Annotated in this window: 12 protein-coding genes; 1 reads left to right on the plus strand and 11 read right to left on the minus strand. The window is 44.4% G+C overall.

Features of this window, described 5'->3' with window-relative positions; translation table 11 throughout:
- Positions 1–306: 306 nt before the first annotated feature.
- From Q8O92_01525 to Q8O92_01575, 11 genes are all read right to left on the minus strand, one after another.
- On the minus strand, positions 307–1,524 hold the full coding sequence (locus Q8O92_01525) for an AgmX/PglI C-terminal domain-containing protein (protein MDP2981995.1): 1,218 nt from the start codon (positions 1,522–1,524) through the stop codon (positions 307–309).
- 42 nt (positions 1,525–1,566) lie between these two features.
- Complete coding sequence (locus tag Q8O92_01530; protein MDP2981996.1) at positions 1,567–2,817, minus strand: DUF4159 domain-containing protein; 1,251 nt, start codon at positions 2,815–2,817, stop codon at positions 1,567–1,569.
- Between the two features lie 34 nt (positions 2,818–2,851).
- On the minus strand, positions 2,852–3,316 hold the full coding sequence (locus Q8O92_01535; GenBank protein ID MDP2981997.1) for a biopolymer transporter ExbD: 465 nt from the start codon (positions 3,314–3,316) through the stop codon (positions 2,852–2,854).
- A gap of 26 nt (positions 3,317–3,342) precedes the next feature.
- A complete protein-coding gene (locus Q8O92_01540; GenBank protein ID MDP2981998.1) occupies positions 3,343–3,780 on the minus strand; it encodes a biopolymer transporter ExbD in 438 nt (145 codons plus the stop codon).
- Between the two features lie 23 nt (positions 3,781–3,803).
- Positions 3,804–4,529, minus strand: a complete 726-nt coding sequence (locus tag Q8O92_01545) for a MotA/TolQ/ExbB proton channel family protein (protein MDP2981999.1) — start codon at positions 4,527–4,529, stop codon at positions 3,804–3,806.
- Positions 4,530–4,570: 41 nt separating this feature from the next.
- A complete protein-coding gene (locus tag Q8O92_01550) occupies positions 4,571–5,032 on the minus strand; it encodes a hypothetical protein (GenBank protein ID MDP2982000.1) in 462 nt (153 codons plus the stop codon).
- 18 nt (positions 5,033–5,050) lie between these two features.
- Complete coding sequence (locus Q8O92_01555; protein MDP2982001.1) at positions 5,051–5,626, minus strand: DUF5683 domain-containing protein; 576 nt, start codon at positions 5,624–5,626, stop codon at positions 5,051–5,053.
- 31 nt (positions 5,627–5,657) lie between these two features.
- Positions 5,658–8,972, minus strand: coding sequence for a tetratricopeptide repeat protein (locus Q8O92_01560; protein MDP2982002.1), 3,315 nt, complete (start codon positions 8,970–8,972; stop codon positions 5,658–5,660).
- Positions 8,973–9,009: 37 nt separating this feature from the next.
- Positions 9,010–11,973 (minus strand): hypothetical protein, encoded by a 2,964-nt coding sequence (locus tag Q8O92_01565; protein MDP2982003.1) that lies wholly within the window; start codon positions 11,971–11,973, stop codon positions 9,010–9,012.
- Positions 11,974–12,410: 437 nt separating this feature from the next.
- Positions 12,411–13,361 carry a hypothetical protein gene (locus Q8O92_01570; protein MDP2982004.1) on the minus strand — a complete coding sequence of 317 codons (951 nt, stop codon included), beginning with the start codon at positions 13,359–13,361 and terminating at the stop codon, positions 12,411–12,413.
- 103 nt (positions 13,362–13,464) lie between these two features.
- Entirely contained in the window at positions 13,465–15,735 is a 2,271-nt protein-coding gene (locus Q8O92_01575; protein MDP2982005.1) for a hypothetical protein, read from the minus strand.
- Positions 15,736–16,335: 600 nt separating this feature from the next.
- Between Q8O92_01575 and Q8O92_01580 the strand changes: the two genes are divergently transcribed.
- Entirely contained in the window at positions 16,336–17,154 is an 819-nt protein-coding gene (locus tag Q8O92_01580; protein ID MDP2982006.1) for a PIG-L family deacetylase, read from the plus strand.
- Positions 17,155–17,156: the final 2 nt, after the last annotated feature.

Raw genomic sequence — 17,156 nt, forward strand, 5'->3', positions numbered from 1 at the left:
GTTAAGTCAATGCAATAAAGTTGGATTCATATTCCCCCCTTAACAAGGGGGGATGCCAAAGGCAGGGGGGATTTCTTTTTCCCGGCGAATAAAGATCCCCCCGCCGCTTGAGCGGCGACCCCCTTTTTAAGGGGGGAAAAAGAAAAAGAAACTCCAGCACCAGACATTATCTGATTGACTTAACACTAGTAAAATGAGAATGAAATGAACAATATAACAGTATTTACTTAAAAATAATAAAAAAGAGAGGGAAGTTTTTTACATCCCTCTCTCAAGATGGAAAAAGCACTGTCCTTTTATTACGTGCTATTTCTGAGTCTGATCTACATAAACAGTAAAGTCAAGTGGATATAATACATTAACCGGAAGGGCGGGACCTTTTACGATGTTTGTGCCTTCAAGCGGCATATTCTCGATTTTTTCGAATTTCAACGTCTTGATTACATCGAGAATGCAGTTCATGAAAGGTTCACTATTGATACCGGTCACCTCAACAACATTTTGTTTTGAAACAATTCCGCTGGGATCGATAGTGAACGAAACACCCATATGGCCCGGGCTTACCTGCCCCCTGCGGTATCTATCCAGGAAGCACTTTTCCATCTGGGATACATTTGCTTCAAGCATCTGGTTAATAGCACGGTTATTTCGGGCTGTATCATTGGTACGGGCATTAACCAACTGAGACGGGTCGGTCACCTTAACTCTGACTTTTTCCCGCTCCAATTCCGCCTGCCTCATTTCTCTCGTAACAGTCACCATATCAATCTTTCGATCGATATTGATGGAGATTGTTTTCGAATCTGAAGGGCGATTAAATGCATCGAAGCGGTAAACAACATCATTCAGAACCAGTGTAGCCCTTTTTACTTCCGGCCGCAACGGGTCAAAGGTTATCAAACCAGTGTAGCTGTCCCCGCGGAAGATTTCCCCCTCAAGTCCGAAGCTTTTGCCACGCACCATTCCGAGGCGCATCTCGTAGCGGTAGAATTCATTCCCGGACTGACCAAGCAACGTTCGATAATAATCCTCAAAACTCTTTCCGAATTTTGCAGAAGCGATATTTACCGTATATGCGTGGTACGTTTCACCGGTATCGGTAATGAGAACCGCATTGGTCGGATCCAGCCGCATCTTTGGAAAAGTTCTGTTGATCAAGGTCACGCTAAACACTGTAAATCGATTCGGTGTGTATCCAACATTAGGTTCAATCCAGTTTCCATAGGTATATGGATTTGTTGAATACTCCCCATTCCTCGATTCATCAGGGAAAAGGGCGTTCAATTCTGCTTCTTTCACGTATCTCACCACAACGCTTGAACCGCCCAGATCATAAATAAGTGCTCCTGTATCCTTATCCAGAGATTTTAAAGGATCTTTTTCCTCAAGATTGGGTACCAGATAAGAACTATATCTGATTTCAGGAGGATACAGGAAACAATTAGCCAGCACAAGCAGCGGTAAAACAAAGATACTGGAAATGATTATTTTCTTTCTTACACGTAAGGACATTTCCAATTCCACCTTCTGTTTAACAGTTTATGGATTTTAGTCTTTTTCCACACATTACTGGACAGCAGAGAAAATTTCCATCTTCTGCTGGGCGATGCCGCCGGCCTGGGTGAGGGCGAACACGATCATGTTCACTCCCATCTTGAGCTGCGGATCGTTATTGGTTACATCTTTCCATTTGAAGGCATACCCTTTGTCCGAGTAGATCGCCACCAGACGGTTGTCAATGGTGATCCCCTCCAGGTACAGCACCGGCTTGGACATGGTCATGCCGCGTGCCGTGTACCCCTGCAGGGCCGCTGAATCTGTGGTCACCATTTTATACATCTCAGATCCCTGGGGCGGACCGTCATTGAAATCGAAGAAACAATGGTATACCGGATGATCATTGGGAATAGGCAGAAATATTGCATCGGCCCCCAACGAATCCCGCAGCATCTGACGAAGCGAGGCTTCCGCCTGTCCGAACTCATACCAAGGTTCTCCGTTGTCGATTACTGCAAAACCTCCCTTGCGCAGATAATCCCCGAAAATCTTCCGCTCGATCTCGGTCAGCTCAAATGCCTGATCGGCGATTATATACACAAACGGCGTTTCGTAAATCTTCCGCGAATCCAGGAAGAGGTGGGCATCCACTTTGGCGTTGATATTGGTATGGCGGTTTACCGCCTCCACAAGCTGGATCACCGACCGCTTTAAAGTGTCGGGCGGCCTGAGCTGTGCGCCCCATGCCGTGCCGATATAGATAAAGCCTTTGATGTTCTGCTTGTTGTTCGGGTCCTGAATCACCATCGCCTTGTACTGGCCGGTGTCCAGGTCATCGAGCGAGATCATCTCCTCCTTCATCGAAATCGTCTTCTCAGGCTCACGGGTAGCGGTCATCTGGATGTTGAGTGCCTGGGGCACAAACACTTCCTGCCCCACATCCATCTTCATTTCCGTGGTGTAATCAAATGTCGCCACCGTCCCCATCAAATCCGTGGTCTGGATGGACTTGGTCTGAATATCGGCGGTAGGCTTGCGCTGCTCGATCTCTCTTCTCTGCATTATACGCTGGGCCACCCGTTTCTTCTTGAATTCGAATGCTTTGGTCATGCGCGGACGACGGATCACCAACTCCATGGACGGCGGTTTCACCACCTTCACTTCCGTCTTCTTGAACATGAAAAACGAGGCGGATGCAGCAAACATCGAGATCGACAAAAGAAGCCCTAAATAGAAAAGCCTCTGTGTCTCTTTCTCCAGTTTCTCCATGTCAATGACATCGGAGAATCCGGAAAATCGGGATTTGAACTGCTCCTGCATTGCCAATCACCTGTCCTTAGGTTAAAAATTCTGGTTATTTCGTTTTCTTCGCTTTTGCCCTGTCAAATGCGGTTTCCTGTCCTGTATCCTTATCTACGCCTATATTCTCGGTTGATAAGGCAATAGTTTCTATTCCAACTGCTTTAGTCAGGCGCATCAATTTTAATACATCGCCGTGCTTGGCGGCTTTGTCAGCGCGGATGACAATCGACTTATCTCCTGTTTTCTGTTTTTCATTCAACAGAAAAGAGTCGAACGAATCAAAAGTCACAGGTTTCCCACCGATTTGGATTGTACCCTCAGCATCCAACTCCACAATAATCTGTTTTTTATCGAGCTTTGCAGGGTTATATGCGTCGGGTAATGTCATCTTGAGCTGAGCCGGATTCTTGAACACCGTGGTGATCATGAAAAAGATAAGCAGCAGAAACACGCAATCGATCATCGGTGTCATATCCATTGCCGGTCCTTCTCGTTCTTCATCTTTTTTTCTTGACATCGAAATCTCCGCAAAAATGAACTAAATCAATTCCCGGCGCCCCGGGCCTGCTGCTCGACTGCAAAGGCCATGCCTTCCACCCCCTGCCCTTTAGCCACATCCATGGCATATATTACTGCACCGTGAGGCGCCTGGGGATCGCCCTGGAAAATAACATTTTTATTGTTATTCTCTTCCATGGCTCCTTTTATGGCGCTGGCCAAAGCTTCAGCCGGTACAGGAGAACCCGCAACGGTGTATTGGCCTTCAGAGGAAATGGTTACATTGATATCTTTCTTTTTCTGCTGCTGTTCTTCCTGTTGATCTGCAGGGCCGGGCAAATCAACGACCAGGCCTCTAACATCGATGAATGTGGTTGTTATCATAAAGAATATCAGGAGAAGGAAAATGCAGTCGGTCATGGGCGTCATATCCATTGCCGCTTCTCCAATCTCTATTTCAGTTCCTTTTCTTTTAATAATCATAAATGATCGCCCCCCCCATACAGTTATTTTACTTTCTCCAGTTGAGCAAGTAAAGTGTTGGCGAACGATACGGCATACAGTTCGATGCTGGCGCGCGATGAATCCGCCTTATTGGCCAGATACCGATACATAACCACCGACGGAATAGCGATGAACAGACCGGTTGCGGTGGTGATCAGCGCCTCGGAAATACCTGCAGCCACCACTTTCGGATCGCCGGTACCGGACGCCGCAATGGAGTTGAACGCGGAAATCATTCCCGTAATGGTTCCCAAAAGTCCGAGAAGAGTGGAGATACTGCCGACCGTTGCCAGAGCGGGAAGGAATCTGCCTACATAACCTTTTACCGATTCATCAATGGTCACCAGCAATTCTTCACGGAATTCATTCAAATCACCTTGCTGTGTAAGGAATCTGGTAACGGGATCAGACGCTTCTAACGAGGCGCCTATTGCCTTGCGACGTGCAGTAAGATCACGTTTTTCCGCAGCGAGAGTGTCGAATCTCTTGAGAAGACGTGCAAAAACATAATTCATGACACCCTTGCCTTTGGCAACTTTCTTTGCCGCAGCTTCCAAACCCCCTTTATCGAACTCCGATTCAAGGTCATTGAGTTGTTTTTCACAACTTCTTGGGCTGGGCAAGCGATGCAGGGTAATCGTTCTTTCAAACACCACAGCCAAACCCGTGAGAGCTGACGCCAGAAGAGGCCACATACAAATGCCGCCGGCTTTGAAAATCTCGATCATGGTACTCCATCTCCTTTCAGTATTGTTTCCTTAACATTGTGTTATTTCCAATTGACGAGAGCGCTGTCCACAACAGCTCTCGGGCCGATAAAATCAGTCAAGGTTTTGTTGTTATATAGAGCGGATACAGTAAAGTATACAACATGCAACAAGGTATCCGGAACAGTAGTATATCCCATACTTTTCAATACCTTTGTGGTCTGTAATGTATAGGTAGTCTTCAAGCTGTTTGTATATTCGTCCCGTACCTTGCCGAGATCGAAAACGCTTGAATCGGACCAGGATACCAGATAATTTGTGACCGATGTCGTATCAGGCATACTCCATGTCAGCCGAATCGAATCAGTTTTTGCCACCGTGTTTTTGAAGAATGAGGCTACAAGGTTCACCGGCCTTTTGGTTTGTTCAAATACACTGAAAGACGGCGCCACATTATCTTTGCTGCAACCGTAGGCTATTGTAATTATCAGCGCTGTTGCCAGGAAAAATACTATCCTTTTCACTGAAATTATCTCCTTTTCCTAAAATCTTGTTGACACTAGTATGCCTGGTTTCCTGTCAACCAGAGCTGATTCTACTATAATATTTTTCCGTATTTCAGCTTTTTTACTCTCATTTGAGGATGGAGTAAAGAATATTGCATCAAATAAATTATACGCATAAACAGCCGCTGCTACAATCAAAGCAGTATTTCTGGTCGAATTCAGATTATCAAGAGTATCGTTTTTACTCTTTAAATCTGTATACAGCTTTAAAGCGCCGCCCTTGCCGTCATAGCTTCCTCTCCTCGCAGTCGCCATACCGGAAAGAATGGAAATGTCTCTGTCATAGGTATCCAGATTGGTCTTATAGTTTTCATTGTTATTCACAAAAATAGCCAGTGACGTTACTCCAGCGAGGAAAAAAGTCACACCTTTGACTTTTTGTCCGACTGTCATTTGACCAAGACCGGGGAAAAGCATGGAAAGAACCACTGCTTCTCGTTTCGATACCGTGGCGGCACGCACAAAGCTCTCTTCATTTTGTGCAAACGTAACTCCCAGAGTGCTAAAGAAAAGGAGTACAGACAAGCCGGTGATTGATGCTGCCTTTAACATACTCAATTTTGCCTCCCTCTTTATATCGAGTTTATAACTTGTTCGCAACGATATAATCTTTATGCGCCTTAGCAAATGTGAAAGCTTCCTGAGTAACAGCGCCGGTTGACTCAAATTTCTTCATAACCTTATCGAATGCGTCAGCAGCTTTCTGCCATTCACCCAATTCTTCGTAAGTTATCCCCACATTAGATAACGCACCGGTTTCACTCTCGGTTCCAGGATATTTCAAAATGACTGCCTCAAAACCTGTGGCAGCCTGACGGTACCAACCCATGACAGTAGCAGGATCCGCTTTCCCTTCACGAGCTTTTCCGAAAGGCTCATACGCTTTCTCATATTCAACGTATGCAACGGTCTCTTTAAGTTCATTTATCGTATCCGGAATCTTCTTCGCGACATCAGATTCAGGGTATTTTTTAAGAACTTCCTGATAGGTATTCAATGCATCCTCATATTTTTGGGCATTGTAATACGAGTCGGCAATACTGAACAGAGACTGCGCAGCAAATCTACTTTTCGGGTACTTATCAACCATCTGCCGAAGGGTTGCCATGGCTTCATCTTCCCTCTGCAGGTCCAAAAGCGCCCAGGCTTTGGTGAAGAGCGCTTCTTCAGCCTTTTCATGATTAGGATACTTTGTTATTACGGCATTAAAACCATTTACCGATTCTGAGTAGTTTCCGAGATTGTAATTACAGTCAGAATAATAGTAGATTGCTTCAGCGGTAAATTCCGAATTCGGATATCTATCAGAAAATGATTTGAATGCGTTTAGAGCCTCGGGAAACCTGCGCCCGTTATAATAGCAGAATCCGAGATAATAATGGGCCATTTCGGTCATCGCCGTGTTCGGAAATGCTTTTATGTATTGATTGAAATAATCTCCAGAAATATCGAGAGCATCTTTCTCTGTATTAAGTTTTGTTAGATACATCGCAGCGACTTTGATCAGCATATCGCTGGAATAAACTGAATTAGGAAACTTTTTATACCCATCACTATAGTATTCAACGGCTTTTTTGTAATCTGACTGATTCTCCGCAAAAATACCCAGGTAATAATAAGCTTCCTCTTTATAATAAAATTCAGAATTTTCCGGCTTTTTGCCTTCAGCAATGTCGGAGTTTATCATCATGGCGGCAAATTTTGTCAGATTGGCGTTGTCCTGCGCCTGAAAACTGATCTGCATGAGATTACGTAAAAAGCCCAGTTTTTCAACCGGATCCTGTGTAGAATTATACAGACCGAGATAGGTATCGATTGCCTGGGCGCTCTTTTGCTGTCTGACACTGATCATGGCCAAACGCATCTGGGCGTCCCGTTTGATTTTCGGATCTGTACTGTTCATCAATTCTTTCAAATCCGACTCAGCGCGGTTGTACTGACCCAAATCAATAAGTACCGTGGCACGATACACAGAAGTCTGTTCGCGAGTTTCCGGAACATTGAGATCGTACGACTTGTTATAATAGGTGAGGGCATCGTTAAGCTTTGTACTATCTTTTTGGGCTTCTGCAATGCTTCTGCATGCGCTTCCCATCATGATGTAAAACTGCGAAAGACGATAAACCCCGTCAACAGCGCCGGTATCTTCAACTGCGTATTTCATTGCATCCAGAGCTTCCTGGAATTTTGACTCTTTTATGAGGGTCTGTGCAGCAAAGAGACGGGCAGTGGTAAAGAGAGTTTTGTCCTTTCGCGAAACTTTCAAGAATGGATCAACCGCTTCGTTCTCTCTCCCGGCATCCTTATAACAGCGAGCCAACTGGAACCAGGCATTATGAATATACTCATCTTTGGGAAATTCTTGAATAATTTTAGTGTAAAGCCCTATAGCTTCATCGAATTTCTTCATCTCCTGTAAGCCGACTGCCGTTTGATAATAACACCCCAGGCGGTAAGGCGTTTCAGGAAATTCCTTCATTAAAAGATTATACTCATCAATCGCTTTTTGGATGAATTCCGGTGTTCCGGTCTTTTGGTAGGCTAAGCCGAGGTTATAGTAGACGACCGCTTTCAAATCAGATTCAGGATAATCTTTCAATATTCGTTCATAGGTTTTAATGGATTGGGCGATACTATCCTGACCTAGCTGAGTTTCCTTTTTTCGCAACAATGTAGAGCCATTTTCATAAAATGAACGGGCTTGATAATAGAAAGCTTTATCAAGATCAAATCCGGCTCGTAATGCAACATCGTTATAAATGTTGATGTAATTGGTGAACTCTGTCAGCGATTTATCAAAAATAAAATTGTCAAAATATCTTTTGGCTATTTCTACCTGCATCTTTGCCTGGAAAATCTTGTCATTCACTTCGTCAATGGCATCACGGTAAGCCTGGATGGATGATTCAAGATCACCTTTTGCGAAATACATATCGGCAAGTCGTCTATAGGCTTCGGAGATAAGATTCTTATCAAACCTGAAAAGTACGGCAACACGTTTGTACGCTGCCTCAGCCTGTTTGAAATCTCCGACCTCCGCATAACTGGCGCCAATTTTCAACTGAGCTTTAGCGGCAAGGTCAAGAGCTGTCTGGTCGGCCAGTCCGGCGAGTTTCTGGCGCTGGATTTTTTGGATTTCCTGATCAGTCATCTCATTGATACGCATCTTGTCTACCAGCCGCTGGTAGTATGGAATGGCTTCGGCGAACTTTTTCTGATCAAAATATGCCTCGCCTACCTGGAATAACGCGCGATCCGGAAGATTTCCGCTTGGGAAACGAGTCAACAGCCTGGTAAATGCATCAATGCTTTGATCATACTTTTTCGTGTCGTAGTATGCCCAGCCGATATTATACATGGCATTCAATACGTACGAGCTGTTTGGGTAATTCTGAATCAGCTTGTTCCCTTCCTGAATTACCCTTTCATGATCATTGATCAAGTACCATGTCTCAATAACACGGTTTTGTGACTGGGCGCGCAGTTCATCTACTTTAGACCTGTCCTGGGTTTTGGTAAAATAATCACTTGCTTTCTGCACATATTCGAGCGCCAGTTTTTTTGCCTTCTCTTTATCACTGTCCGTTTTGGCAGTAGTTTCCGAACTTTTCTGGTCTTTTGCCATTTGAAAATACGAATTACCGGACTGGTACAGTGTGAGGTCCTTTATGGGACATCTCAAATTCCCATATTCGGCAATCACTTTTTCATCATCAAGAAAACGGCTCTGCATTTTGAAAACCTGATCATACTTTTCAAGAGACTGGTCATATGCTTTGGAAGCATAGAATTTTTGGGCAGCGGAAAATTCTGCCTGCATTTCATCAGGTGTCGGTACGCCGGACACAAAGTACGCCATACCAACAATCACAACTAAAAAGGCATACCCGATATTCATCTCTCATCACAACCTTTCGTGTTTTGATAACGAATTTTTAATTTACCGGCTCCATTCCGACCACAAGACGGATGAAATAAAGACTGCGAGACTTGCTGAAAGTGCTGCGGGCTTCTCCCTTTAAATCCTGCCAATTTAACTGGTATCCCATATTTAAACTAAAATCATATCCATTATAGAAAGACCGGTTTGTCACCATAAACAGATAGTCTCTTGTATCATAATCGAGCTGCGGATTCACAAGGTTCCGCACTGTGCTGTTCAAACCGGGAAATCCCTGGGCGCCAGCTTTAAATGTCGTGCTGATCGTAAGAGGATATTCAACACGCAAAATAGGATAGAAATATTGTTCATGTAATGTCATTTCAATCCCATTGCCATTCGTATATTTACGGGCCATGAATTTTACCTGCGGCATTATCAGTAAATTATGGAAATAATATCGATAATCCGCCTTCAGGATATGGTTCCAGTCAATGTTGTTATTCTTTTTCTGAACTGAAGTTGAATTTTGATGATTCAAGTCATACTTTGCCTTAATATCAATCGTTAAATTCGGAATCCTGAAAAGCTTCGTTTCAAAAAATGAGGTACTTACATAACTATCCCGGTACTCGAGAGGATCATAGTACTTGTTTGCAATTAAACCTTGATTAAGATAGAAAGGATCATACTGGTACATGAGAGAGTCCCGTAAAGTAGTCGTAAGACGTCGCTGAAATCTGAAGACATCATCCTGGATAGTGTCTTGTACCTTTTTGAATTGGGTGCCAAAAGCTACGGTAGCAAAAAACGGGATAAACTTCGTATAATCGATTTTCCCATATTTAACATTATTAACACCGCCTCCGGCTATCTGTGAAAAATTAATGTAACCGGCGGTGAGTTTCAATCCCTGATCAGACCCATAAGAACCGAACCAGTGGTAACCGCGCGAATCCTTATTGTAAGGATAATCGGGCTTATCATCATTTTCACGGTTATCGAGCACATGGTTATTGTTGAAATCATCGCCGTAATCATATTCATCAGGGTCAGTATCATAAAGCAGGAACGGTTCCGCCCAATCAGGAATCAAATTTTCATTCTTATTGGTATCAGGCCGTCCATCACCATTTTTATCCAATCCCGGGAAAACACCGTTCATATCTCTTACTTGTGAAAAGAGATGGAAATCCGGGAACCGGTCTTTGTCATCATTGTCATCCACAGTATCAATAACCATGGTATTGTTAAGATAGGAGGACGATACAGAAGGTGCGGATCCGCCTCCACGCCCCGAAGTATCTGCATAGAACTCCGTTGCCCATGCCGAAACGGGAATATTCTGCAACTCCTTATAAGCCGGATCAATATTCTCGAATGATGTCGTATAGTTCGGGTCAATATTAAAGTACTCGGTCCCGATGGTAAACTTGTTAAACTCCTTCTTAACATTGATATAATATGCTTCTGCGTCTTCATGGTATTTGGTGGCCAGATAGTGCGGATATTGGCGGAAATTAAAGTTTTTGTTAAATTCAGCCACCAGATCAAATCCCTTTATCTGAGACTTCACTCTAATCCCCATGATCATATCAGCCATCTGAATACCGTATTTGAAAGAAACCCAGTTGATATTAGATAAATCTTTAATATTACCGGAAGCCTCTTTCACCACAGTGAAATAACGCGCCATTTCGTTTCCATATGCTGATGCATCGATATTCTGGTATACCTCGGATATACTTATTTTGTAATCATTCGCTACATTGGCTCTAAATTCCACGTTTTCCACCGGCACACTTGCCGCTTTGCCCGAACTATCTATGCCTTGCTTCTTAGGGATTTGAAACCAGAAGAGCAGATAATCGTTTCCATTTACTTCATAATATTTATTCGGCGTTCCGGTATACGAGCTTATATCCGCAATGGGATCATTTAACGTTTTCCGCAACATGAGGTAATCCGCCGGTAAATTCGGATCTGCTGAAAGCCGCGACTTTGAGAATTTAAAATATTGCGGAATACGCTTCGGGTTAAGCATATATACATTTTCATAGAAGTCCAATGCCGGATTATCTACCTGCTTCCGAACATCATAAAAATCCTGCTGCCAATTTCCACGGGTAATACCTACCAATAAATCTTTCCTCGGCTGACCTTCGACAACCGGATAAATATCATAAAGACGAGGCCCATTGTCATTATCGAATCTGCTCCCATCTTCAACTTTCACCACGAGCATACTTACCTGCTCGGGGAAATACTGCGCCTGTATGGGACGAGGCATGTTCCCGGTCACAGAATCACGGATATCGGAAAAAATGCTGTTTGCGCTGAACGTACGTCCCTGGGTGCTATCGGATTTATAGGTGTTGACATAATTGGCTGCGACATTTATTATACCGAATTGCCTTTCAAAATGACCGCCGGTCAGATAAACCGGCAAGAGACGCATTCTGATTTTATTCTCAACATATTCCCTCGAAAACCACATGGGAATATCTGCCCGTGAAGCTACGAAGGTTAGATTGTTGTAGCCGAAATTAGTATCCCACCTCAAGCCGTTCAATGCCGCCATATCAAGGGTTAACGGAGAAAAATACGCACGCACTTCGTTGCCAACTATCATACGGCTTGAAAAATCCTTGGTGCTTTCATTTACCATAACAAGATTATTCAAGTACGCACGGTAATATTCACCTTCGTCTATCGGGTTAGTTTTGAAAATACTACTGAATGCAGCATCAGCTTTGGTTGCCCGGGACTCACGCTTTTCTTCATTCCACTCAAAAATACGGAGCCCATCCATAACATAATTGCCGAATTCGTCATATTTTGGGTTTGCTGCTCTGTTTACGATGGACCGTCCATATTTGTTATAACCGGTTTTTCCGTAAAATTCCGATTCCATCCCAGTCCGAAACAACAACTGGCAATAACCCGAATCTGCAACGATCAACAACGCCGCGCCTGCCAAGAAAAGCACCCAGTTGTTTAACCATTTCCCTTTAGCCATTCTCTTTCCCCGTTTATACATTATCTAATCGCCTCTGATAAGAGAGTGATGAATTATTTGTCAAGGATATCGCTTCCAGGACAATTACCATGTATGTATTGATTTCCTACATCAATCATCACCAGAAGTTAATTTATTGATTTGACATCGTATCCCTTGAATCAGCCTTATGAGAGATGCAGAGAATGTAAATTTATCCCGTGAAACTGTCGATGGTTTTTGGGGAGAAACATTGTATTCTAAGTGAAACTCGCATCTCTCTCTCAAAATTCTTCGGCACTGTATTTATATCAATTGTATTCTGAATCACCCTTTCATCAGATACAATAAAACGGAGCAAATACCATAATCACTATTTTAAAAATGTCAACTGTACCCTCATCAGCATGATTTTTTCAATCGTCAATCATTTTCAAACTTCAAGCTGATGCATGGAATCAGAAAGAAACCCCGAAAGAAACGTAATGCTTTCCATCAGTGTTTTTGAATTGAAATGGAATGTTATAGGCATAATTGAAAATTACCGACCCGAAAACATACCCTAATCCCAGGTTGACATCGGTCTTTTCAGGACTGCCCTTGAAATCGCCGGTGTATATCGCGCCGGCACGGATTTTCAAATTAGATCCGGTGATCCCTGATTCCGCTCCCACCCTGATAATTGTGTTTCCGCTGGCATGGGCGACATCACCTTCCACAATCAGCGACTCTTTCTGCATCATGAGACCGATACCTGGCTCCACGGGCAGCTTGCCCCCTTCATCGCCGGACTCGGAAATATTGGGCATGATGGCATCCTTGACATACACTCCGGTGGTGAACGTTCCCAAACCGAATAATTCGCCCAGAGCATAGGTAGCGCTCAAATCCAGCGAAAAGGCGGTTTTAGAGATGTTTTCATCAGTTTTGCCGTTATAAACATCTCTTTGTCCTTCAAAAGACCAGCGCATGATTTTTACATTGCCGCCCAGGGCGAACTTGTCAGTCAGGGACAGGGCATAACCGCCGCTTATCACCATATCGCTGGCCACATCGATACCACCGTAGGAAACGCCAATTCCTAACCCGCTTCTTTTTCCCAACGGAGTGGCGAAATTAACCTGCGAAATGTTCAAACCGGAAACCGCAGCAACCGGAATGCCGTACGACAAACCAACCTGTCTTTTCTCCAATTTCGCCAGCCCGGCCGGATTGTACCAGTAGCTGGAAGCATCCCCCGCCGAAGTCAGAAACACTTCACCCATCCCCATCGGGCGAGCGCTCTTGCCGGCCGTGTCAAAAAAAGCGCCCTGCGCCAACTGCGCAGAAGACACCGCCATTACGGCAGCGAAAGCCAGAACATGATTCAGCTTACGTTTTTGACCCGTTTTCCGTAAATTCTTCCACATTTTACTTACCATATCCTATTTACCCGTCCAATTTGTGCTGTTAAAATCGAGATTATGTAATATCAACTAGGATACTGTACACTATACAGCGGAGAACCTTTCATTAATAAGCTACCGCCACAGTACCGGTTTTACCCTTATCGCCTCCATCAGTTTTTGCGATAATTTGATAAATGTAAACTCCCGGCGGCACCAGTTTTCCATCCTTGTTTTTTCCATCCCAATATCCGGGAAGCTTTTTCGCATCAGCGGCTGATCCTGCCTTAAGACCAGTGGGGCCGTCCGGAATCCGGTAATTTCGAGCGGAGAGACGATTATTATACAACTCTCGGACTAAGGTACCCTCCGTGCTGTAAATCTTGATTAAAATGGGAGTAGGAATATCAACCTTCGTAAGCGTAAATTCAAAAACCGTGAAGTCGTTGACACCGTCACCATTAGGAGTGAACGCTTTCGGCAACGCTTTTACATCTGACAACATATCAGCCAAAACAGTATTGCTCTTGACCGTCCAACTCTCATCGGTATTTTCCCAGACATTTATACCGCCTGCGCCGTCATTGGCCCGGGAATTATACACAAAAGATTCGAACTCATGCAGGTTCTTTAAAATACTGGTTTTTAAATATACCCGCAGAATGTCGGGACTCTTGTTATCGGCATTAACCAGGGAATCTGCCAGAGTAATATAGAGACTGTCATTCGTGGAACTTGAGGTGAATTTGACAAGTTTCTTGGTCTCTGAACTGAATACCGAATCCACTTTTGAAAAATTCGGCACAGAGATAACAATTTTTTTGATATCCTGTTTGGGAGTTCCGGAAACAAGAGTATACTCAAGCTTGAATACGAAACTCGTATCCGCTCCCATGGGCACAGCTATCGGTGATATGGAGGCTCTGGCGGAAGCCAAAGGCTGATCTATCTGTGAATAGGTTACCTTGAGGGATTTTAAAACAGGCGTTCTATCAACATTTCCGGTAGACAGTGTCACTCTGTATTTGAATTCAGTGGCCGGTTCAGGAGAATCGAATTTGAAATTCGTCTCGGAATGGAAGGGACTCCAGTTACTCCAGGCAGAAGGTGTACCATCGGCAAGCCGGTATTTCGTCGCAGTCTGAACAACAATACCGGTTCCTTTCGGCAAATCACCCGTCCAGCTTATACTGGAAAAATTTTTCTGCGTATTGGGAGTACCGAAATTTATTGCAGGGGACTCGTACACGCCGCTATACGTGTAACCGGTACCGTACACCATCATCTCGCCGATATTCGGAGGATAGAGCCTCGACTCCGTGATAAAGTACCGTATATATCGTGTCATCTGCGCGGGGAAAGTAACCTCGGCATGTTCGAATCCGCCGTTATCCTTGTTGGTTACACCGGTATCATGGATGACTCCAACTTCTTCATAGCGGAAGTTGTCAAGAGATATTTGTGCGGAAAACCCTCTTACAGAATAACTCGGCCAGTTCTGGGGGTTGGTGTCTCCGGTGTAGAGAACCAGCTTATTAACACGGTAGAGTTGTACCAGGTCCACCTGTTTGTATGTACCCAGAGGATCCATCACATAATTAAATCCTTGAGTCAGATCGCCGTCAACTAAGTTTTGCTCTTGAGCGGGTTTCTTGAGCGCGATATCTTCCCCATCGATCCTTCTGAGTTGAATGCCCCCATTCGTCGGAACGCCGGAATCAACGTCCCCGTTATAACCGGTAACAACCTCTACCTTATTGTCCGGCAGGTAGTTGATATTCCCGATATTACCGAGCATGACCCATTTGAAACCGAGTTTGGCGGCATCATCGAACAAGTTATAATCGAAGTTATACCAGTCAGTTCTCTTATAACTATTATTAAACGTGGTTTCGATGTCGCCTGAAAAATAATACCACCGCGCCGGGTACTCGACCATGGTCGGTACATTAGCCTTAATTACCTGCTCCGCGCGTCTCTTCACAGTGGATGTCCCAAAACGGTCAGGGCCGGCTTCAATATCCACCATGAGCCCGTTTCCATTACCTTTACCGAAATTTTCCACCTTTATCGCAATATAAAGTTCCGCGAAACTACCGGTAAGAGGATATGTCTCTACTGTCTGCCACTTGTCATCCGAGCCTATCTGTTTGCCGTTGATATAAAGAGTATATTTATCCACGGCTGTAATGTGAACCTTAATATCGGTGTAAGGGGCATTCGGTCCCAACGTTTGCTTAGTATTGTTTCTACCAAAAAAGTAATACACTGTGTTCGGCCATGTAGTCCATGTAGTATCTACAACCGCAACCTTAGCTGCAGATGGACTCGCAAATGAGAGAAGCGCGAGCCCGACCAGAAACACAATCATTGCACAGTATTTAATACATCTCCGCAATGTAACCTCCACACATATAACCGGAAAGGAAAGTATGCTCTCCGGGAGATGACAGTCTAATTCTCCCATTCTCATGGAGTATTATTACCGTTATGCCCTACAAGAAAAACCCAACAGGTTTGACTTTCACCTCCTTGACCAACCTGAAGGCTTCATGTAAACTTTTATAATGATTAAAATTAATCAGTATTTTAAAATTTATCCTAAACGCATGATGAACCAATGATAAACACTATAAAGAAGCTTGTCAAGCGTAAAAAACACAAGTCATAATCTATTTAAAAAAAATTTTCTTAAACATAACATTCAGACCTAATGTAGAGCCGCTTTTAAAAAAAAACAAGCGAAAAATCATGATTATTTTCAATTTCTATTCTAAAAAAAAAAAAATTTCGTAAATAACCTTTTATTATAGGCCTTCCGCTTCCTCACAGGGACAGTTGCGTTTGATCAGCCAGGGCGAATCCCCCATAGCGCAGGGCATGTTTTCTGTGTATATTTATCAAAATCGGCGCTTTTCTGTTTTTATTTTCCTCACGCGGCTGCGCCGCTCTCTGGACTCTGGCAAGCATTTTCAGAGTATCATTTCCAGGAGCTGAAATGAGAGAAAAAGAAAAAAAGAATCTCACTGTGCTTGCGGCAGCGGCGCACCCTGATGATATTGAGTTCATGATGGCGGGAACTCTCCTGCTCCTGAAAAAGGCCGGTGCGAAAATCCACTTTTTTACCCTGGCCAACGGTTCGTGCGGAACCGATGAATATTCCAGAGAAGAAATCATTCTTATGCGCAGTGAGGAAGCTCAAGCATCCGCCCGTGAAGCCGGGGCGCACCTGTTCCCTCCCCTTGTGGATGACATCCAGATTTTCTACGAACCTTTCCTTCTCGCCAAAGTGGCAGCGGTAATCAGAGAATCCAAACCGGACATCCTGCTTGTCCCTTCACCCGACGATTACATGGAAGACCACCAGAATGCATGCCGCCTGCTTGCAACGGCAGCGTTTGTCCGGGGAATGCCCAATTACCGAACCGATCCGCCCCTGCCCCCCTGGAACGGGGAAACAGTCCTCTACCATGCCATGCCGCACGGCCTTAGTGATTCTTTGAGAAGACAGGTTCGGCCGGGACAGTATGTAAACATCGGCTCCGTTCTCGAGCGAAAAAGGAAGATGCTTTCTCTCCATCGCACACAGAAAGAATGGCTCGACAAAAGCCAGGGAATCGATGCCTATCTCAGGCTCATGGAAACATTTTCACGGGAGGTCGGCGCCTTGTCGGGAAGGTTTGACTATGCGGAAGGTTTCCGGCGTCGCGCGCACTGGGGCTACGGTCCTCTCGATTACGACCCCCTGTCTCACCTGCTCGGTGATTTGTGCTGGACCGATCCGGATTATGAGAAATCCCTTCATTCTCTTTGGTAACA

Source organism: Candidatus Latescibacter sp., from assembly GCA_030692375.1.
Lineage (GTDB): Bacteria > Latescibacterota > Latescibacteria > Latescibacterales > Latescibacteraceae > JAUYCD01.